The organism is Actinacidiphila acididurans, assembly GCF_016918855.1.
Classification (GTDB): domain Bacteria; phylum Actinomycetota; class Actinomycetes; order Streptomycetales; family Streptomycetaceae; genus Actinacidiphila; species Actinacidiphila acididurans.
In genome coordinates this window covers 59,331-78,925 of the sequence record NZ_JADKYB010000006.1, presented here as the reverse complement: position 1 = coordinate 78,925, position 19,595 = coordinate 59,331, and the positions used below count along the sequence as shown (strand labels likewise).

Here is a 19,595-nt window from a genome sequence, read left to right as displayed (position 1 = left end):
ATCGAAGGCAGCCCCGCGCCCCTGAATAGTGCGGGCACCCGCGCCCCTGGCGGGGCGCTTCTCAGATGCGGATCTCCACCGACCGGGCTGCCTTGTCGTGGAGGCCGCGGGAGTCGCGGTCCCAGATGACGGCGGGGACGAAGAGGGCCAGGAGGAGCGTTCGCAGAAGGATTGCGCCGAGGCCGAGGCGGTTGCCGTCGAGGCGGACGACGCGCAGGCCGAGGAGGCGCTTGCCCGGGGTGCTGCCCAAGAGGAGGAGGGAGATCACGGACAGGACGGCGAAGACGAGGAGGGCCCAGGAGTTGGCGGCGCGGGCGTCACGGTGCGCGATCAAGCCGTATGCGATCAGCACGCTCAGCAGCCAGTCGATGAGCACGGCCGCCAGGCGGCGGCCGACGGGGGCGATGGACCCCGGCCCGTCCTTGGGCAGCCCCAGGCGTTCGCCGCGGTACCCGAACTCCACACCCATCCGCTCGGCCGCCGCGCGCGGCCCGGACAGCCATGATCCGATTGCATCCCTGTTGTCCACGCGTCAACGGTAACCCGCGGCGGGTCGGGGGTTACCGTACGGGTGGCCGCCGGGCCCTGGACCGCGCCGGGCCGCTGGCGCCGCGGTTAACACCCACGAAACAAATGGGTCATGCTGGAGAAATCCCCGGTCCCTATGGTCGGGCCCAGTGTGGCCCACCGCACTGGCCGCACAACAAGACACATCCCGACCCCCTGGGCCGGGCCTAGGAGGAGTTGGATGTTCCAGAACGCCGACGACGTCAACAAGTTCATCGCGGACGAGGACGTCAAGTTCATCGACGTGCGGTTCTGTGACCTGCCCGGCATCATGCAGCACTTCACGGTGCCGGTCTCGTCGTTCGACCCGACCGAGCAGCTTGCCTTCGACGGCTCGTCCATCCGCGGCTTCCAGGCCATCCACGAGTCGGACATGGCGCTGCGCGCCGACCTCTCCACGGCCCGCGTCGACCCGTTCCGCAAGGACAAGACGCTCAACATCAACTTCTTCATCCACGACCCGATCACCGGCGAGGAGTACAGCCGGGACCCGCGCAACGTGGCGAAGAAGGCCGAGGCGTACCTCGCGTCCACCGGGATCGCGGACACCGCGTACTTCGGCCCCGAGGCGGAGTTCTACGTCTTCGACAGCGTCCGCTTCCAGACCTCGCAGAACGAGTCGTTCTACCACATCGACTCCGAGGCCGGCGCCTGGAACACCGGCGCCCTGGAGGACAACCGCGGCTACAAGGTCCGCTACAAGGGCGGCTACTTCCCGGCCCCGCCGGTGGACCACTTCGCCGACCTGCGCGCCGAGATCACCCTGGAGCTGGAGGCGGCGGGCCTGCAGGTCGAGCGCCAGCACCACGAGGTGGGCACCGCGGGCCAGGCGGAGATCAACTACAAGTTCAACACGCTGCTGGCCGCGGCCGACGACCTGATGCTGTTCAAGTACATCGTCAAGAACGTCGCGTGGCGCAACAACAAGACCGCGACCTTCATGCCCAAGCCGATCTTCGGTGACAACGGCTCCGGCATGCACGTCCACCAGTCGCTGTGGCAGTCGGGCTCCCCGCTGTTCTACGACGAGGCGGGTTACGCGGGCCTGTCGGACACCGCCCGCTACTACATCGGCGGCATCCTCAAGCACGCCCCGTCTCTGCTGGCCTTCACCAACCCGACGGTGAACTCGTACCACCGCCTGGTGCCGGGCTTCGAGGCCCCGGTGAACCTGGTGTACTCGCAGCGCAACCGCTCCGCGGCGATGCGCATCCCGATCACCGGGTCGAACCCGAAGGCCAAGCGCGTGGAGTTCCGCGCCCCGGACTCCTCCGGCAACCCGTACCTGGCCTTCTCGGCGCTGCTGCTGGCCGGTCTGGACGGCATCAAGAACAAGATCGAGCCGGCCGAGCCGATCGACAAGGACCTCTACGAGCTGGCCCCCGAGGAGCACGCGAACGTTCCCCAGGTGCCGACCTCCCTCCCGGGGGTCCTCGACTCCCTCGAGGCGGACCACGAGTTCCTGCTCCAGGGCAATGTCTTCACGGCGGACCTGATCGAGACCTGGATCGACTTCAAGCGCACCAACGAGATCGCTCCCCTCCAGCTCCGCCCGCACCCGCACGAGTTCGAGCTCTACTTCGACGTGTGATCCAGCCGCAGGTCAGAGTGGGTTTCCACTCTCCTGGGCCGACCGTGGGCCGTGGGCCGCAGCCTCCCATCGTGGAAGCTGCGGCCCGCGGCCGTTTGCGGGGTCAGCCGAAGGGCAGGGGGTGGTCCGGGTGGTCGAGCCAGGGGTGGGGGGTGCCGTCGGGGGCGACGGTGAGGCCGAAGCGGGTGAGAGCGGGGCTGCCCTGGGAGGACCACCAGGTCAGGGCTTGCTCGACCTCGTCCCACAGGCGGCGGGGGCCGGACTGGTGGACCGTGGACCAGGGCCGGCCGGTGCGGAAGTCGACGGCGGCCCAGGAGCGGGTGCGCAGGTCGAAGAACCAGGCCCGGGACGCGTTCGGGCCGGTCGGGTTGACGACGTGGGCGCAGTCGGGCACGCACAGGCCGGTCACGAACCGCGCGGGCTCGTAGCGGTCGCCCAGGTCCGCCCGGGTGAGCTTGGTCCGGGACACGTCGGCGTCGCCGGGGAAGGCGGGGACGTGCTCGTGGAAGCGGTCCCAGTCCAGGCGCTGGGCCCGCAGCTTCATGAACTCGACCATGGACCGGAAGGTGCCCGAGGCGCTGCCGTCCTCGGCGACGGTCAGCCGGACCAGGGCGTCCTGGTCGCTGTAGTGGGTGCCCCACGGCGCCAGGATCACCCCGCCGGGCCTGGTCTGCGCGAGCCAGCTCGGCGGCAGGGCCCGTACGCCCGCCGTGGCGATCACCCGGTCGTACGGTGCTCCCTCCGGCCAGCCCGCCGCGCCGTCGCCGAGGACCACCTCCGGGCTGAGCCCCGCGCGCTTCAGGGCCGCGCGGGCCCGCTCGGCCACCGCCGGGTCGATCTCGACGCTGACCACATTGGCGTCGCCCAGCCGGTGGGCCAGCAGCGCGGCGTTCCACCCGGTACCGGTGCCGATTTCCAGCACCCGCATGCCGGCCCCGGCCGCCAGGTCGCGGAGCATGACGGCCACCACGTAGGGCATGCTCGCCGAGCTGGTCGCCACCGTGCCCGGCTCGGTGCCCTCGTGCTCCCCGTCGTCCCACTGGGTGACCACCGGCACGTCCGCGTACGCCGTGCGCTCCCACGTTTCGGGGTCCTCGCCCCGCGAGACCGGCACGCTCCGGCCGGTCGTCATGTCGTACGGCCAGATCAGGTCCGGCAGGAACAGCGCCCGCGGAACCGCCCCGAACGCCCCGGCCCACTCGGGTGTCAGGGCGCCGGCCTCGAGGAGCAGCCGCGCCAGCTCGTCACCGGCGCGGCCCTCCTCCTCGTGCGTGAGCGTCACTTGCGGTGCTTCCCGTCGCCCTCGGGGCTGCCCCCGTCCGGCGACGGCGGGGCGGGCGGCGTCCACGGCTGCCCCGGCAGCCCGTCCCCGCCGTCCTCGTCGCCTCCGCGCCCCACAACCGGTGCTGTCATTCCCGGGCCTCCCTCGACTCGTCCGGAACCCGTCGGGCGGTGCCGCCGGACGGGGCTGTCACCAGGACGCTACGGTGCGGTGTTTCTCTTTCCGGGCCGTGTTTCTCCTTGTTTCCGATTCAGCCCGCACTGATTCCCGAGGTTCCTCACGGCACGTCAAGTTGGGCCCGGGCGCGGGTGATCAGGCGGTGGGCCTGGGCGCCGTAGACGGCGGATTCGTTGAGGGTGTCCCACACCCGCAGGTACAGGGCCACGTCGTCGGCGGAGTCCAGCCACAGTTCGGCGTGCCAGTCCTCCACGATGACCAGGCGTTCGTCGTACACCCAGAACCCGTTGGCCGGCGGGATACGCATGCGGGCGGCGAGCGGCACGATGCCCAGCTCGACCGTGTCGAGGCCGATCACGCCGCTGAGCCGGTCGAGTTGGGCGGCGAGGACCGAGGGTGGGCACACGCGGGCGAGCAGGGCGCTTTCGCCCATGACGATCCGGTAGCGCCGGCCCGGCCGGTACAGCGTCTCCTGGCGCCGGAGTCGGGCGCGCACGGCATCCTCGACGTCCCGCACGGACTGCTGCAGGTCGGCGTACGCGCTGAACACCGCCCGCGCGTAGTCCGCGGTCTGCAGGACCCCGACGACCATCGCGTCTTCCCAGGCCCGCAGCACCATGGACCGCTCGTACTCCGCATTCAGCGCGTCCTGTACGGGGCGGTGGCCCGCGGCGAGCTGTCGGCGCCAGGACCGGTACGCCGACTCCAGGCCGCGCAGCCGGCCTTTGAGCTCCTCGGCCGTCTCGGGCCGGCGGACTCCTGCCGCCCACAGTTCCAGGTCGGCAGGGGTCGCGGTCTGCTTCGCGTTCTCCAGCTTCGACACCTTCGACGGCGCCCAGCCGCACGCCTGCGCGAGCTGCCGTACGGTGAGCCCGGCGTCACGGCGCAGTTCGCGCAAGCGCTGGCCGAGGGCGATGCGGCCCTGCTGGAAATCGGTGGTCACTCAGCGGACGGTACCGGCTCGTACTGGTCGAACGGGGCGGCCCGGTGCCAGGCGGCGTCCCGGACCTGGCAGTAGGCGACGACCTCGGTCGGGTTGGTGATCAGGTCGATGCCGGTCAGGTTGTCGTCCTGGTCGAAGGCGAGCAGGGCGACCACCCGGGAATCGAAGATCCAGAAGTCCTCGGCGGGCAGCCGCAGTCCCTCGGCGTCGGCCCGGCGCAGGACGCGGATGGTCTCGCCTACCGCGGTGTTGCGGCGGGCGTTGTCGAGCAGGTAGAGCTGCCCGGGCGTGGCCGGTTCGTCGACGATCCGGACGCGTTCGACGCGCTTGCCCAGCGCGGTCTGCTCACGCCGCTCGACGCACCACGGATCGTCGAGGTCCCAGGTGACGGTCTCGCCACGCGCGAACTGGGCGTAGGTGTCGGTGATCTCGTCGGAGGCGTATCGGCGGCGGGTCTCCAGACGCCACGCGGTGTGCCGGAACGCGGTGAACATGGCGTCGAAGTCGGCGAACGTGACGGGCTCGCGCGTGGGGATCGCCTCCTTGGGGCCGAAGTTGGCGAGCAGAGCCCGGGGCACGACGACCGCCGTCTCGTCGTCGGCCAGGTGCCGGAGCTGGGCGAGGTCGTCCCGGTCGACGTGCAGGCCCTGTACGACGTAGTCACCGGTGGCGGTGTCCTCGTACAGGGTGGGACAGCCGTTGTTGCCGGAGTTGGTACCCACCATCCTGAGCTTGCGGGGCATCGTCCTCTCCTCCCACCGGCGCCGCGCCGGTCCGTCTCCGCACGGTAGCCCGGTGATCAAGAAACACGGCAGAAGGTCCGGTCGCGCCCCCGGCCCGCGCCCCGCCCGGCCCCGCACCTCACATCCCCGGCTCGTCCCCCGTACAGCCCGGCACGAAGGCGTCACAACGCCCACATGCTCACGGATCAGGAGGGAACACTCCCCGTCACCACGCATCACACACGTGAAGCACGCATCGCACACGTCAAGGGGGACCCGGACATGCACACCCGCACCAGTTTGGCCGCCGTCGGGCTGATCGCCGCCGGCGCGTTGCTCACCGCCTGCAACCCGAACAGCACCACCGGCGCGAAGGACACCCCTGCCTCCGCCACTGCGGCGAGCAAGGCCGTGCCGAAGCTGACCGGCATGGGGCTGCAGACCGCGCAGGACGCCGCGCAGGCGGCCGGCTTCCGTGATCTCACGTCGCACGACTCCTCGGGGCGGGGCCGGCACCAGATCCTGGACCGGGACTGGAAGGTGTGCTCGCAGACTCCGGCCGCGGGGAAGGCGGCGCCGGCGGACAGCCGGATCGACCTCGGGGCCGTCAAGGTGTCCGAGACGTGCCCCGCTCATGATGTGCGGCCGCCGGCCAGTGCCGGGGCGGCCATGCCGAACCTGGTCGGGCAGTCCCTGAACGCGGCGCGGCGGGCGCTGGGGCCCGATGCCTCGATCACCGAGAAGGACGCCACCGGTAGCCGGACGATCCTGCTGGACACGAACTGGCGGATCTGTACCCAGTCCCCGGCGGCCGGCGCGGCGCTGCACGGGCAGCCGGTGACGTTCAGCGCCGTGAAGTACGGCGAGGCGTGCCCGTAAGGGAGCCCAAGCGGGAGTGAGCTCGCTCACCGGGCGGCACGACGGGCGAGGGTTCCGGGGCAGACTGGGGGCATGCCTGAGTTGCCGGAAGTGGAAGCACTCGCCCGTTTTCTGGACGAGCGGGTGACGGGGCAGATCGTGGGGCGGGTGTACCCGGTGGCGGTGCACGCGCTGAAGACGTACGACCCGCCGGTGACCGCGCTGGAGGGGCAGGCCGTGGCGGGGGTGGGCCGGCACGGGAAGTTCCTGGACCTCACCGTCGGTGACGCGCACCTGGTGCTGCACCTGGCCCGGGCGGGCTGGGTGCGCTGGAGCGAGAAGCTGCCCGCGCTGCCGCCCAAGCCCGGCAAGGGGCCGCTCGCGCTGCGGTTGCTGCTGGCCGAGCCGGCCGGCACCGGGCTCGACGTCACCGAGGCCGGCACGCAGAAGCACCTGGCGGTGTACGTGGTGCGCGACCCGCTCGACGTACCGGGCGTGGCGCGGGTGGGGCCCGACCCGTTCGACCCGGCGTTCACCCTGGACGCGTTCTCGGCCCTGCTGAAGGGCGCCGGGCAGCAGCGGCGGCAGATCAAGGGCGTGCTGCGCGACCAGAGCGTGATCGCCGGTATCGGCAACGCGTACTCCGACGAGATCCTGCACGCGGCCCGCATGTCGCCGTTCAAGCCGGCCGGCAACCTCACCCCGGACGAGGTGACCGGGCTTTACGCGGCGATCGGCGACACCCTGGCCGAGGCGGTCGAGCGCTCCCGCGGGCTGCCGCTGAAGGACCTGAAGGCCGAGAAGAAGAGCGGGCTGCGCGTGCACGGCCGCAAGGGCGAGCCCTGCCCGGTGTGCGGCGACACCATCCGCGAGGTGTCCTTCAGCGACTCCTCGCTCCAGTACTGCCCCACCTGCCAGACCGGCGGCCGGCCGCTCGCCGACCGCCGGCTCTCCCGCCTGCTGAAGTAGCGGCTGAGCCGAGACAGCGACTCAGCCGGAGGAGGGGCTCAGCCGGAGCAGGGGCTCAGCTGAAGCAGGGGGGCTCAGTGCCCCAGGAAGTCCATCAGCGCCGGCGTGACGATCTCCGGATGGGTCCAGGCCACGTTGTGCGGCCCGCCCTCGACCGTGACGAACTCCAGGTCCTTGATCAGGCCGGGCAGCCGCTTGGCCGTGGCGTCGTACGGCAGGATCCGGTCGGCGTCGCCGTGGATCAGCAGCGTCGGCACGTCGATCCTCGGCAGGTCCTCGCGGAAGTCGGTGAGCCAGGCGTCGACGCACGCGTACGCGGCGTGGGCGCCCGCGGCCACCGCCACGTTGAAGCTGTTGTTCCACGCCTCGGTGCTGATCCGGGTGCCCGCGTACATGTCGACGTTGTAGAAGTTGTCCAGGAACGTCTTGAAATACGCGGGGCGGTCGGCGACGATCGCGGACTTGATGTCCTCGAAGACGGACCGGTCGACGCCCTCGGGGTTGTTGTCGGTCTTGAGCAGGAACGGCGGGATCGCGCCCATCAGCACGGCCTTGCCGACCCGGCCGGAACCGTACGCGCCCAGGTACCGGGTGACCTCGCCGGTGCCCATGGAGAAGCCGACCAGGGCCACGTCGCGCAGGTCGAGGTGGTCCAGCAGCGCCTTGAGGTCGTGGGCGAGGGTGTCGTAGTTGAAGCCGACCGTGGGCTGGCTGGATTTGCCGAAGCCGCGGCGGTCGTAGGTGATCACGCGGTAGCCCGCCTCCAGCAGCGCCCGCTCCTGCTTCTCCCACGAGTGCCCGTTGAGCGGATAGCCGTGGATCAGCACGGCGACTTGGCCGCCGCCCCTGCCGTGGTCCTCGTAGTAGATGTTGACCGGGTTGGAGTTCTCCTGGCCGACGGTGATGTACGACATGATGCGTACCGCCTCGTCATGGAAGACACGGACTTTTCCCATTGTGTGGTGGTACGACCGTCCGCACGACTCGGGCGGCCGCCGGCCTCCGGGCGTACCGGTCGGGGCCGTCGGGACCGCGAGTCCGGCGGGGCGCGGACGCCCTGGGCTGTGAACGTGCCCTGGGACATCAGTACGGCGCCGTCCGCCGGGCCTCGGGGGCTCGGTGGACGGCGCCGTGTGCTGTGGCGTCCTCCGCGTTACGCTGCGGCGCCGTTACGGTTCAGCGCCGGCGGCCGGAGTTCGCGCCGCGGGTGCCGGACTCGCGGTTGCCGCCGCCGTACCGCCGCTGGAACCGCTCGACGCGGCCGGCGGTGTCCAGCACGCGCTGGGTGCCGGTGTAGAAGGGGTGGCTGGCGGAGGAGATCTCCACGTCGATGACGGGGTAGGTGTTGCCGTCCTCCCACTCCATCGTCCGCTCGCTGGTGGCCGTGGACCGGGTGAGGAAGGCGAACTCTCCCGCCCGGTCACGGAAGACGACCGTGTGGTAATCGGGGTGAATGCCAGGCTTCATGACGCTCAGCGCTCCTCTCGGAACTCTACGTGCCGCCGGACCTGCGGGTCGTACTTACGCAGGGTAAGACGATCCGGGTCGTTCCGGCGGCTCTTCCGGGTCACATAGGTGAAGCCGGTGCCCGCGGTGGACCGGAGCTTGATGACGGGACGGAGGTCGGTGCGTGCTGCCATGTCCGTCTCAGCAATGTGGAAGCGGTTTTCATTTCCGCAATCACTGTGACGCCGGTCACACGAGGAGCGCGCCCGGATCAGGCGCCGAAGACCTGGAACTCCGAGCACTGGCCGGCCGGCCACCCGGTGTTCGCGGTGAAATTCAGCCGGACGTAGCGGGTGGTCGCCGTCGCGGGCAGCGTGAGGGTGGCGGTGTTGCCGCTGCCCGGGTCGAAGGTGTAGTTCGCTGCCGCCAGCAGGGTGGTGAAGGTGCTTCCGTCGGTGCTGCCCTGCACCGAGATCGTCTGAGTGCGGGCGCCCCAGGCGGTGGACGGCGGCAGGTTCAGCACCAGCCGCTTGACGCCGGTGGCGGCCCCGAGGTCGACCTGGAGCCACTGGGGGAAGGCGTTGTTGGCGCTCTCCCAGTACGTGTTCGGGTCGCCGTCGGTGGCGTTGGCAGAGCCGTACACCTGGGTGTGGCTGCTCTCCGCGGTGGGTTTGTGCAGCGCCAGGTTGGTGGTGCCGGAGGGGGCGTCGGTGGTGACGCTCACCTGGTTGGAGGGCTGGGAGAGGTTGCCGGCCGCGTCGGCGGCGACCACGTCGAAGGTGTACGCGGTGGACGCGGTCAGCCCGGTGACCGTGAACGAGGTGCCGGTGGCCGTGCCGACCTGGGTGCTGGTGGACCCGCTGACCCGCAGCACGCGATAACCGGTGACCCCGGTGTTGTCCGTCGAGGCCGTCCAGGCCAGCGCCACCGTGGTGTCCGTGTGCCCGGTGACCTGGAGCGAGCCGGGGGCGGAGGGCGGGGTGGTGTCGCCGCCGCTGACCACCGGCTGGGTGGGCCGTGTGGCGGTCAGCGCGATCTGGCCCTTGAGCATCCGCCCGCCGTCACCGGTCAGCCGCAGGTAGTAGTCCGAGGAACACGCCGTACCGTCCTCGTCCAGCGCCAGGAAACCGGAATTCGTCGGCACCCACGCCTGCGACTCCGCGGTCTTCGCGATCTGGTTGCCCTCGTTGAACTCGTCGAACATCGAGATGTAGATACCCTGCACCCCGGCCCGGCACATGTTGTAGAACTGCCGCCACATGAAGTCGCCGTGCGCCCGCTGCCGCGCCGACACATCACCCGGCAGCACACATGGCTGGTAGTCGATCCCGTGCGCGGTGCAGTCCGCCTGGTCCCCCACGGTGTACGTGTTGTACGCGTTGTCGGAGTCGCCCGCGTTCCCGATGGCGCCGACCATCCACGGCGAGAGCATGTTGAACGCGTGATAGACGTCCGTGTACCCGGTCCGCGTCCCCGCGCCGCCGGTACGCCACTCCCGCGGCACCCCGCCGATCACGTAACAGCCCTGGCTCTTGAACCAGTTGATGACATCCAGGCACGCGTCCGGCGTGAACGGGTGGTTGTTGTCGTTGAAGCCGAAGCCCCAGATGCACACCACCGGCTTGCCGTTCTGCCGCGCGTACGCGGGCGACGCGGTGTGCGCCGACATCTTGTTGGTCCAGTCCGCCTTGATGTCGGACTGCATCGACGTCCAGCCCGTCACATCATACATGATGTAGAACTTGACGCCCTGCTTCTCCGCCGAACTGCGCACCTTGCCCGCCATCGCGTCACGCGTCGGGCCCTCGCCGCCGGTCGGGTTGAACCGCTGAAGCGCCGCCGTGTCGATGGCGTTCTGCTTCATCCACAGGAAGTGCGTGTCCACCGTCTGCTGGTCGTAGGACGAGAAGAGCGTGGCCGGCTGGCCGTTGCCGAGGTTGGCGTAGGCGGTCTGATAGCCCTTGGTGTACTCGCGCATGTCGGGCCAGCACTTGATGCCCGTGTTGGACGGGGACGGCGGCTGGCCCCAGTTCTGCGTCCAGTGCCACCAGCCGTTGATCGGCGCCCCGTCCCCGATGCAGGCGAACCAACCCTGGTACCCGACGGTGACCTTGCCCACCACGTCCCCCGGCGCGCTGGCCGCCGCGGCGGGCCGGGCGGTGGCGGTCTCGGCGACCCCCAGCGCGCCGGCCGCGGTGACCGCGGCCGCGGCCTGCAGGAACGTCCTGCGTGTGACACCCATCTGGACTCCTCCGATCGGCTGTCAACTCCCGCCGCGGCCGGGATGGTTGGGCGCACGGCAGCGGGCAGGAAGCCTGGTGCCGGGGATCGTAACCACGCGGTTACCGGGTCGCAATACTTCGCGCGTAAGGCGAAATAATTGACAGGACTTGCGCAAGAAGTGGATCTGATGGTCGGCGGCACGTTTAACGGGATTGGAACCGTGATCTCAGCGGAAGCAAAGAAACCGCTCCTAACGTCCCGGCCATGGATGAGGAGCACGAACCGGAGGACGTGATCGACTCCGGGACGGCGCCGGTCACGGGCACCGGCGGGAAGGGCGACGGGGGCGGCTGGTGGCGCCGGGCCCGGGCGGCGTCCGGGTCGGGAGCAAGGGCAGGTACGGGTACGGACGCGGGGCCGGCGGCCGGGACAGGCACGGGGACGAGCCGCTGGCCGCAGCCGCTGATCGTCTCGGTGACGGCGATGGCCGCGATAGGCATGCTGACGCTCGCCGTGATCGTGCACTCGTCGCCGGCCCGGGCGGGTGCCGGGGCCTCCGCGCCGTCCTCGGCACCGCCCACCACCCGCGGGCCGTCCCCCTCGGTGAGCACGCCGCCTACCACTCCACCGACCACCTCACCCCCGGCTGCCGCGCCCGTCCCCACGATCACCGTCACCGCCGCGTCCGCGGCCCCCTCCCCCAGCGCCGGGCGCACCGTGGCCGACGCGGTCACCGCGCTGCCCGGCAGCGACACCGGGGACGTGGCGGTGGCGGTCACCGACCTGGACGGCGACGAGGTGGCCGGGTACGACAGCGCCGAGGACAGCGACGACGACACGTACGACACCGCGAGCATCGTCAAGGTGGACATCCTGGCCGCGCTGCTGCTGCGCAAGCAGTCGGCCGGCACCCGGATGACCGAGCGGGAACGGGATCTGGCCACCGCGATGATCGAGGCGTCGGACAACGACGCCGCCACCGCGCTGTGGGACACCATCGGCGGCTCGGCGGGCCTGGACGCGGCCAACGACACACTCGGCCTCGCGCACACCTCCGGCGGTTCGGGCGAGCTGTGGGGGCTCACCCAGACCACCGCGAAGGACCAGGTCACCCTGCTGCGGGCGGTGTTCGGCAGCCACTCCCCGCTGTCCGCGGCCTCCCGCACGTACATCGCGGGCCTGATGCGGTCGGTGGAGACCGGCCAGCGCTGGGGCGTGTCGGCCGCGGACTCCGACGACTCCGGCTACGCCCTGAAGAACGGCTGGCTCCAGCGCAGCGCCACCGGCCTGTGGGACATCAACAGCATCGGCCTGGTCACCTACCAGGGGCACGAGTTGCTGATCTGCGTCCTGTCCGCCGGCCAGCACTCGGAGGCGGGCGGGATCGACCTGGTGGAGGACGTGGCGACCGCGGCGGCACAGGCGTTCACGGCCGCCGCCTGACCGGCTCCCGGGCGGGTACGGCCGCGCGCCCGGGAGCCGTTACGGCGTCAGGTCCGCGGTCCGGTACGGTGGCGCGCCCGCCGCACCGTACGCGACAGCGAACACGTCCCCGTCACCATTGCGGCGCGACCTCGACCAGCACCTTGCCGACCGCCCCGCCCTCGACCGCGGCGTGGGCGTCGCCGGTGGCCTCCAGCGGGAAGAGGTGCAGCGGCAGGCCGGCCGGCTCGCCGGCCCGGATCGCACCGGCGGCCAGCGCCTCGGTGAGGGCCGCGACCGCGTCGTCCTTGGCGGCGTCCGGCATCGTGTAGACGAGGATCGGCAGCCAGCGCAGGTTGGCGACCATCGAGGGCCAGGCCGGGATCGTCACCGCCTCCACGTCCCGGGCGTAGATGACGACGGTGGCACCGTGCGCCACCACGTCCACGTCGAGCTGCGTGTTGTGGCCGGGCGCGACCTCCACCACCAGCTCGACCCCGTCCGGGGCGACGCGGCGGATCTCCGCGGCGGCGTCCTGGCTCTTGTAGTTGACGATGTGCTGGGCGCCGGCCGCGCGGGCCAGCGCCTCCTTCTCCGCGGAGCTGACCGTGGTGATCACGGTCGCCCCGGCCCAGCGGGCGAGCTGGATCGCCGCGTTGCCGACCGCGCCCGCGCCGCCCGCCACCAGCACCGTCCGCCCGGCCAGCGCCCCCGGGCCGAGCCGCCGCGGGCCGCCCTCGCCGAGGGTGAGGGCACGGTGGGCGGTGAGGAACGGGATGCCCAGGCACGCGCCGAGTTCGAGCGAGGCGCTGTCCGGCAGCGGTACGGCCTGGCGGGCAGGGAGGGTCAAGTACTCCTGCGCGGTGCCGTCCGGACGTTGCCAGGCCGCTTCCCACATCCACACGCGCTCGCCCACGCGCTCGGCCGGGACTCCGTCGCCGACCGCGTCGACGATGCCGGAGCCGTCCTGATTCGGCACCTGGTCGCCTTCCGGCGTGGTGCGGGCACGTGTCTTGACGTCGGTGGGGTTGATGCCCGAGAAGCGTGTCCTCACCCGGACTTCGCCCGGGCCCGGCTTCGGCAGGGGGCGCTCGGTGAGGGTCAGGACTTCGGGGCCGCCGTGGGTGCTGTACGTGATCGCTTTCACGAGTCCCCAACGGTACGCCGCCAAGCCCGCCCGACGTCCGACGGCTCGCCCGGGAGCGCCCCTTGGCCCGCCTGGCGGCGGAACGGTTCGCCGGGAGTACCGCGCGGGGGCGTGGGGCCCTTTGCGCGCTGCGGTGCCACCGGAGTACCCAGGGGCGCGGGGAACTGCGCGCTCAGCCGGCCACCGGCCGGTGGTCCGGAGACGGCAGCAACTGCCCCTTCGGGTCGGTGACGACCCGCGGCCCGGTAGTGGGCTTGTCGCGCAGTTCCCCGCGCCCCTGACTACTCCCGGCGAACCGCCCTCCGTCAGACGGGCTCGGGCAGCGCCGCCCGGTCGGCCGCGGGCGGAACAGTGGGCACCCTGGGCACGAACGTGCCGGAAGCCCCTCCGTGACCTCGATGAACAAGGAGGCCCCGCACGGGGTCGGGCACGGCGTCAAGTGCGGCTTGGGTGCCGGGGAGGGTTCGCCACGCGTACCACGCGCTTTCCTCGGTGAAAGAAACCTCGAGCACGACACCCCAGGTGTGCTCGAACCATTTCCAGGACGCCGCGCCGTTGGTGACCAGCGACTCGACGAGCGCCTGAGCGTGGGCGTCCCGCCATGCCGTGGCCGAGGTGCGCGTGTGCTCGGCGTCCATGACCTCGATCGACCACCAGTCCGCAGCCCTCATACCTTGACGATAGACACCGCGCAAGACAGCGGGAAGAGGTCGGAGCCGGGGACGGAATGATCCTTTTCCCCGGCCTTTGCCCGGATCCCGTTGCCCCGCAAGGGCCTACCCCGCGAGTGCCGCCTCCGCTTCGGCCAGGATCTCGGTGACCCGCAGCCCGAAGCGCGCGTCGCAGGCGTGCGGGGCGCCGGCCAGCAGTGCGTCGATCGCCCGGCCCAGGGCGTCGGTGACGTCGCCGGTGATCCGGTCGGGCAGCGTGGCCACTCCGGCGGTGCCGCGGAATTCCACGGCGACGCCGGCGGCGGGCGGAGGCGCGGTGAGGGTGAGCACGGCCGTGCTGGAGGCGCCGGTGTCGTGGCGCAGTGTCAGGTGGACGGTGTCGGCCGGGCCGTGGGCGGCCCGTACCTCGGTGGCGTCGCCGAGCACGGGCAGGAGTACGGACAGGGCGTGCGGGCCCACGTCCCACAGGCCGCCCTTCTCCCGGCGCCAGGGCGAGTCGGCGTACGGGCTGGCGTCGGCGCCGAAGACCGCGCCGTACCAGTCCGCGCGGCCGGTGAACCAGCCGCCCGCCGCGGCCTGTTCGCCGATCCAGGCGGCGGCCGCGGCGTCGAACCGCAGGGTGAAGAAGACCACGCTCGACACGCCGGCCGCGGCGACCGCGTCGGCCACCGCGCGGGCGTCGGCGACCGTGGCGGCCAGCGGCTTGTCCAGCAGCAGGTGCCGGCCCTCCTCGGCCGCGCGTATCGCGAAGCGGGCCTGGAGGTGCGGCGGCAGGGCGATCGCGACCGCGTCCACGTCAGCGATCAGCGCGTCGGGGTCGGTGTACGGGCGGGTGCCCAGGTGCTCGGCGAGCTGTCCGGCGGCCTCAGGGCGGCGGCCCCACACGCCCGCGAGTTCCACCCCGGGGTGGGCGGCGAGCGCCGGGCCGTGCGCCTTCCACGCCCACGGCCCGGTGCCGAGCAGGCCGACGCGCATGGTCACGCGTCCTGCCGGGGCTCGACGTGGCTGACGTACCCGACCGGGTCGATGTCCCGCACCTCGACCGACAGGTAAACCTCGAACTCCGGTGTCCGCTTCAGGTTCTTGCGGATCAGGCCGAGCACCGCCCTGCTCAGCTCGCTCCTGACCTCGTCGGTGCGGCCGGCCTTGATCGCCACCTCGACGTGGACGGCCTGGAAGTCCTCCTCGTCGCCGTCCGCGATGAACCAACTGTCCTCGGTGCCGGTGAAGCGGGTACGGCAGGCCTCTGCCTTGGCGCCCGCGATGGTGACCAGCGCGGAGTGCAGGTCGTCGGCGAAGTTCTCGAAGTCGAAGGCCTCGGACTCGGCCAGTTCCTCGGTGTACGTCACGGTGGTGTGCGGCATGCCCGCAGCCTACCGGCCGGCCCGTGTCCGATTCCGTGCTCCCCCGGCCCCCGCACGGGCCCTGGTGCGGGCGGGGCTCATGGGGCGTACCCGCTGGTCACGAGGGTTATTTCACGCTGGGTTAACAGATGGGCAACAGTCGGGAAAAGCGTTCTTGCGACCCTGCGATCGGCCCGACCAGCGCTGTTCGGCCAGCACCCGCGATCATGTTCCGTGAAGGATGGCGTCACCGTGACCTACAAGGCCGAGTACATCTGGATAGACGGCACCATGCCGACGGCGAAGCTGCGTTCCAAGACGAAGATCCTCCCCGACGGGGCGGAGCTTCCGATCTGGGGCTTCGACGGTTCCAGCACCAACCAGGCCGAGGGCCACGCGTCCGACCGGGTGCTCAAGCCGGTCGCCTCCTACCCGGACCCGATCCGCGGCGGGGACGACGTGCTGGTGATGTGCGAGGTGCTGAACATCGACGGCACCCCGCACGAGTCCAACACCCGGGCCGCGCTGCGCGAGGTGGCCGAGAAGTTCGCCGCGCAGGAGTCGCTGTTCGGCATCGAGCAGGAGTACACGTTCTTCCAGGGCTCGCGCCCGCTGGGCTTCCCCGAGGGCGGCTTCCCGGCCCCGCAGGGCGGTTACTACTGCGGTGTCGGCGCGGACGAGATCTTCGGCCGCGAGGTCGTCGAGAAGCACCTGGACAACTGCCTGGCCGCGGGCATCGGCATCTCCGGCATCAACGCCGAGGTCATGCCCGGCCAGTGGGAGTTCCAGGTCGGCCCGCTGTCCCCGCTGGAGGTCTCCGACCAGCTCTGGGTGGCCCGCTGGCTGCTGTACCGCACCGCCGAGGATTTCGGTGTGTCGGCCACCCTGGACCCGAAGCCGGCCAAGGGCGACTGGAACGGCGCGGGTTCGCACACCAACTTCTCCACCAAGAAGATGCGCGAGAGCTACGACGCGATCATCGAGGCCGCCGAGGCGCTGGGCCGCGACGACAAGCCGCTGGAGCACATCAAGAACTACGGCGCCGGCGTCGAGTCCCGGCTGACCGGCGCGCACGAGACCGCGCCCTGGAACGAGTACAGCTACGGCGTGTCCAACCGCGGCGCCTCGGTGCGTATCCCGTGGCAGGTCGAGGTGGAGCAGAAGGGCTACATCGAGGACCGCCGCCCGAACGCGAACGCCGACCCGTACGTGGTGACCCGGCTGATCGTGGACACCTGCGCCGGCGCCCTGGAGAAGGCCGGCCTGGTCTGACCACCCCGAACTCCGGCCCGGAGTTCGACCTGAACAGCGTGCACGAAGGGGCGCCCGGCCCATGGCCGGGCGCCTTTTGGTGTGCCGGCGTGCCCCCCGCGCCGTTGACCGGCGCGCCTGCCGCCGTCACACCCGGCCCCGCGTTCCCCCGCGCCGCGGGGCTGTCCGGACCGTATCGGACCGGACAGGCTTGCTGCAAGGCGCTGCAATGCGTTCCAGGTGCAACCATCCGCACATTTCAAGGGAGTTGAGCCGACCGGCCCGCAACGGCCGGGGTCGGCCGCGGTGGTTGAGCATCCTTCGAGCGGCGCCCGAGCGAGCCGGAGTACGCCCCCCGCGGCGCCGGACACCGCCGGGGGAAAAGTTCTTGCAGAGTCTTTCGCAAGGCATTGCAGCGCTGTTACGGTCCTGCCCAGCCCGAGCCGAGCGGGGCCGGCCGACACCGGCCCCGCCGGACCGATCCGGGCGTACCGGGCACTTCCCTCATCAAGGAGTACAGGTATGCGACGTGGCATATCGGCCGTGGCACTGGCCGCGGCGATCGTTCTCGGGGTGACCGCCTGCGGCAGCGGCAGTGGCGGTGCGGGTGACAGCGCAAAGGCCGCGGCGGCCGACCCGGCCTCGGTGTCCGGCACCATCACGTACTGGGACACCTCCGACGCGAAGAACGAGGCCCCGGCGTATCAGGCGCTCGTCAAGGATTTCGAGGCGAAGTACCCGAAGATCAAGGTCACGTACCAGAACGTGGACTTCACCACGGTGGAGCAGAAGTTCAAGGCGGCGGCGCAGAGCGGCAAGGGCGCCCCGGACGTGATCCGCACCGACGTGGGGCTGATCCCGGAGTACGCCTCGCTGCACTACATCGCGCCGCTGGACGGCACCGCGGCCCTCGGCAGCACCCAGGACTTCCTGCCCGGCCCGCTCAACACCACGAAGTACGACGGGAAGACGTACGGCGTGCCGTCGGTCACCGACACCCTGGGCCTGCTGTGGAACAAGCGGATCTTCGCCCGGGCGGGCATCGCCAAACCCCCCGCCACCTGGGACGAGTTGATCGCCGACTCGGCCACGATCAAGGCCAAGGTGCCCGGGGTCACCGGCACGTACGTCAACCCCGACTCGTACTTCCTGTTCCCGCTGCTGTTCGGCGAGGGCGCGGACCTCGCCGACCCGGCCGCGAAGAAGGTGACGATCAACTCGCCGCAGGCGGTCGCCGCCGTCACCGAGGCGAAGAAGATCTACGACACCTCCTCCATGAAGGTGGACTTCGCCAACGCCTACGACAACATGCAGACCTCGTTCCGGACCGGCAAGGTCGCCATGATCGTGCAGGGCCCGTGGTCGGTGAGCGACGACCTGACCGGCTCGGCGTTCCAGGGCAAGGAGTCCGACCTGGGGTACGCGCCGGTGCCGGCCGGCTCCGGCGGCAAGGCGCTCGCCCCGACCGGCGGCCACGACCTGGCGGTCTACCAGGGCTCGCGCAACCTCGCCGCGGCCTACCTGTTCACCGAGTTCATGACCTCCTCGGCGAGCCAGCAGCAGATCGCGCTGAAGAACGGCACGCTGCCCACCCGTACCTCCGCGTACACCGCGCAGGTGCTCAAGAACCCGGTCATCGCCGGCTTCCGGCCGATCATGGCGACCGCCCGGCCGCGGGTCGCGCTGCCGCAGGTGGGCAGCCTGTTCACCCCGCTCCAGCAGGAGTACATCAAGATCCTCCAGGGCCAGAGCTCGGTGCGTGACGGACTGAACGCCGCTGCCAAGCAGTTCGGGACGCTGCTGCCCGGCTACAGCGTGCAGTAGCCGGCCGCCCGCAGGCCCCGGGCCGGCCGGCCGGAGTCCCGCCCCGCGGTCGGGGCGCGACCCACGCGCCCGGCCGGCCGGTCCGGCCCCGACCCGTACCGAGCGAGACCCAGCCAGACCGACGAAGGCGAGGAGTCATGACCACCGCCACCGTGGACCCCGGCGTCAGGCATCCGGCCGGCCCGCGACGGGCCCGCCTGCGGGCCCTGCTGCCGTCGCTGCGCCGGTCCTGGGACCGGTACTGGTACGCCTGGGCGATGGTCGCCCCGGTCGTCCTCGTGATCGGCGTCCTGGTGCTGTACCCGCTGGGGTACGGGGCCTACCTGTCGTTCACGAACGCCAACGAGCGCAATGTCGCGCAGAACATCGGGCCGGTCCACATCCCGGCCTCGTACAAGCTCGTCGGCCTGCACAACTACTGGCAGGTCCTGTCCGGCCGGGACGGCGTCTTCTACCCGCGGCTGGAGTGGACGGTGGTGTGGACGGTCGCCTGCGTCACCGTCACCTACGCCATCGGGCTGGCCATGGCGATGCTGCTCAACCGGCCGATGCGGTTCCGGCTGTTCTACCGCCTGGCGCTGATTCTGCCGTGGGCAGTTCCGGCGTTCGTCGGTGTGTTCGCCTGGCGGCTCATGTTCAACTCGCAGTACGGCGTCTTCAACGACCTCGTCACCGCGGTCGGGCTGCCCGCGCAGGACTGGCTCGGCACACCGCTGGCGCAGAAGACCGCCGTGATCATCGTCAACGTCTGGTGCGGAGTGCCGTTCATGATGGTCGCCATGCTGGGCGGGCTGCAGGCCATCCCGGGCGAGTTGTACGAGGCCGCCGAGATGGACGGCGCCTCGCCCGGGCAGCGCTTCCGGCACGTCACGCTGCCGGGCCTGCGGCCGGTGTCCGGCACGGTGATCCTGCTGTCCACCGTGTGGACGTTCAACATGTTCCCGATCATCTACCTGCTGCTGGGCAACAACACCACCGGCGACACGGACATCCTGGTCACCCACGCCTACCAACTGGCCTTCGGCGGAGGCGCGTCCGACTACGCGGGCGCGGCCACGTACGGCATCGTCATCCTGCTCGTCCTCGTGGCGTTCTCCACCTTCTACCGCCGCCGCCTGCGGACCCAGGACTAGGCCGTGGCCGAGACCTCGCCGACCTC

Annotated in this window: 20 protein-coding genes; 7 read left to right on the top strand and 13 right to left on the bottom strand. The window is 71.1% G+C overall.

Translation table 11 applies throughout. The annotated features are described in order from the left end of the window. Positions 1 to 61 precede the first annotated feature (61 nt). Positions 62 to 529 (bottom strand): RDD family protein, encoded by a 468-nt coding sequence (locus ITX44_RS12735; protein WP_205357275.1) that lies wholly within the window; start codon positions 527 to 529, stop codon positions 62 to 64. A 219-nt stretch (positions 530 to 748) separates the two neighbouring features. Between ITX44_RS12735 and glnA the strand changes: the two genes are divergently transcribed. Beyond that, positions 749 to 2,158 (top strand): type I glutamate--ammonia ligase, encoded by a 1,410-nt coding sequence (glnA, locus tag ITX44_RS12730; RefSeq protein WP_205357274.1) that lies wholly within the window; start codon positions 749 to 751, stop codon positions 2,156 to 2,158. A 103-nt stretch (positions 2,159 to 2,261) separates the two neighbouring features. On the opposite strand, the gene ITX44_RS12725 is transcribed toward glnA, so the two are convergent. From ITX44_RS12725 to ITX44_RS12715, 4 genes are all read right to left on the bottom strand, one after another. After that, a complete protein-coding gene (locus ITX44_RS12725; protein ID WP_205357273.1) occupies positions 2,262 to 3,440 on the bottom strand; it encodes a methyltransferase domain-containing protein in 1,179 nt (392 codons plus the stop codon). Continuing rightward, positions 3,437 to 3,571: a hypothetical protein gene (locus ITX44_RS42145; RefSeq protein ID WP_265934211.1), complete on the bottom strand. Its 135-nt coding sequence runs from the start codon at positions 3,569 to 3,571 to the stop codon at positions 3,437 to 3,439. The genes ITX44_RS12725 and ITX44_RS42145 overlap by 4 nt, the downstream gene beginning before the upstream one ends. Before the next feature lie 146 nt (positions 3,572 to 3,717). Beyond that, a complete protein-coding gene (locus ITX44_RS12720) occupies positions 3,718 to 4,560 on the bottom strand; it encodes a helix-turn-helix domain-containing protein (RefSeq protein WP_205357272.1) in 843 nt (280 codons plus the stop codon). Beyond that, the gene (locus ITX44_RS12715; RefSeq protein WP_205357271.1) at positions 4,557 to 5,303 is read right to left on the bottom strand and encodes a DUF6879 family protein; all 747 of its coding nucleotides are present in this window, start codon (positions 5,301 to 5,303) and stop codon (positions 4,557 to 4,559) included. Before ITX44_RS12715 ends, ITX44_RS12720 begins: the two co-directional genes overlap by 4 nt. Positions 5,304 to 5,564: 261 nt before the next feature. On the opposite strand from ITX44_RS12715, the gene ITX44_RS12710 reads away from it, so the two are divergent. Together ITX44_RS12710 and ITX44_RS12705 are read left to right on the top strand one after the other, a co-directional pair. After that, complete coding sequence (locus ITX44_RS12710; protein ID WP_205357270.1) at positions 5,565 to 6,161, top strand: PASTA domain-containing protein; 597 nt, start codon at positions 5,565 to 5,567, stop codon at positions 6,159 to 6,161. A gap of 72 nt (positions 6,162 to 6,233) precedes the next feature. Continuing rightward, positions 6,234 to 7,109 carry an Fpg/Nei family DNA glycosylase gene (locus ITX44_RS12705; protein ID WP_205357269.1) on the top strand — a complete coding sequence of 292 codons (876 nt, stop codon included), beginning with the start codon at positions 6,234 to 6,236 and terminating at the stop codon, positions 7,107 to 7,109. A gap of 74 nt (positions 7,110 to 7,183) precedes the next feature. Here the strand turns inward: ITX44_RS12705 and ITX44_RS12700 are convergent, their stop codons facing one another. From ITX44_RS12700 to ITX44_RS12685, 4 genes are all read right to left on the bottom strand, one after another. Continuing rightward, positions 7,184 to 8,023: an alpha/beta fold hydrolase gene (locus tag ITX44_RS12700; RefSeq protein ID WP_205357559.1), complete on the bottom strand. Its 840-nt coding sequence runs from the start codon at positions 8,021 to 8,023 to the stop codon at positions 7,184 to 7,186. A gap of 262 nt (positions 8,024 to 8,285) precedes the next feature. Next, on the bottom strand, positions 8,286 to 8,576 hold the full coding sequence (locus ITX44_RS12695) for a type B 50S ribosomal protein L31 (RefSeq protein WP_205357268.1): 291 nt from the start codon (positions 8,574 to 8,576) through the stop codon (positions 8,286 to 8,288). 5 nt (positions 8,577 to 8,581) lie between these two features. After that, a complete protein-coding gene (gene rpmG, locus ITX44_RS12690; protein ID WP_205357267.1) occupies positions 8,582 to 8,749 on the bottom strand; it encodes a 50S ribosomal protein L33 in 168 nt (55 codons plus the stop codon). A gap of 77 nt (positions 8,750 to 8,826) precedes the next feature. Further along, positions 8,827 to 10,797 carry a discoidin domain-containing protein gene (locus ITX44_RS12685; RefSeq protein ID WP_205357266.1) on the bottom strand — a complete coding sequence of 657 codons (1,971 nt, stop codon included), beginning with the start codon at positions 10,795 to 10,797 and terminating at the stop codon, positions 8,827 to 8,829. A 245-nt stretch (positions 10,798 to 11,042) separates the two neighbouring features. On the opposite strand from ITX44_RS12685, the gene ITX44_RS12680 reads away from it, so the two are divergent. Further along, a complete protein-coding gene (locus ITX44_RS12680; RefSeq protein ID WP_236060491.1) occupies positions 11,043 to 12,221 on the top strand; it encodes a serine hydrolase in 1,179 nt (392 codons plus the stop codon). 112 nt (positions 12,222 to 12,333) lie between these two features. Here the strand turns inward: ITX44_RS12680 and ITX44_RS12675 are convergent, their stop codons facing one another. The 4 genes from ITX44_RS12675 to ITX44_RS12660 form a co-directional block, all read right to left on the bottom strand. Further along, a complete protein-coding gene (locus ITX44_RS12675) occupies positions 12,334 to 13,347 on the bottom strand; it encodes an NADPH:quinone reductase (protein ID WP_205357265.1) in 1,014 nt (337 codons plus the stop codon). Between the two features lie 305 nt (positions 13,348 to 13,652). Continuing rightward, a complete protein-coding gene (locus tag ITX44_RS12670; RefSeq protein ID WP_205357264.1) occupies positions 13,653 to 14,018 on the bottom strand; it encodes a hypothetical protein in 366 nt (121 codons plus the stop codon). 105 nt (positions 14,019 to 14,123) lie between these two features. Further along, positions 14,124 to 14,993 carry a Gfo/Idh/MocA family protein gene (locus ITX44_RS12665; protein ID WP_205357557.1) on the bottom strand — a complete coding sequence of 290 codons (870 nt, stop codon included), beginning with the start codon at positions 14,991 to 14,993 and terminating at the stop codon, positions 14,124 to 14,126. A gap of 2 nt (positions 14,994 to 14,995) precedes the next feature. Further along, positions 14,996 to 15,382, bottom strand: a complete 387-nt coding sequence (locus tag ITX44_RS12660) for a 5-carboxymethyl-2-hydroxymuconate Delta-isomerase (protein WP_205357263.1) — start codon at positions 15,380 to 15,382, stop codon at positions 14,996 to 14,998. Between the two features lie 231 nt (positions 15,383 to 15,613). Here ITX44_RS12660 and glnII point away from each other — a divergent pair, with 231 nt between their 5' ends. From glnII to ITX44_RS12645, 3 genes are all read left to right on the top strand, one after another. Beyond that, positions 15,614 to 16,633, top strand: coding sequence for a glutamine synthetase (glnII, locus tag ITX44_RS12655; RefSeq protein ID WP_205357262.1), 1,020 nt, complete (start codon positions 15,614 to 15,616; stop codon positions 16,631 to 16,633). Between the two features lie 501 nt (positions 16,634 to 17,134). Further along, positions 17,135 to 18,436, top strand: a complete 1,302-nt coding sequence (locus ITX44_RS12650) for an extracellular solute-binding protein (protein ID WP_205357261.1) — start codon at positions 17,135 to 17,137, stop codon at positions 18,434 to 18,436. Between the two features lie 137 nt (positions 18,437 to 18,573). Further along, positions 18,574 to 19,569, top strand: coding sequence for a carbohydrate ABC transporter permease (locus ITX44_RS12645; RefSeq protein ID WP_205357260.1), 996 nt, complete (start codon positions 18,574 to 18,576; stop codon positions 19,567 to 19,569). Positions 19,570 to 19,595: the final 26 nt, after the last annotated feature.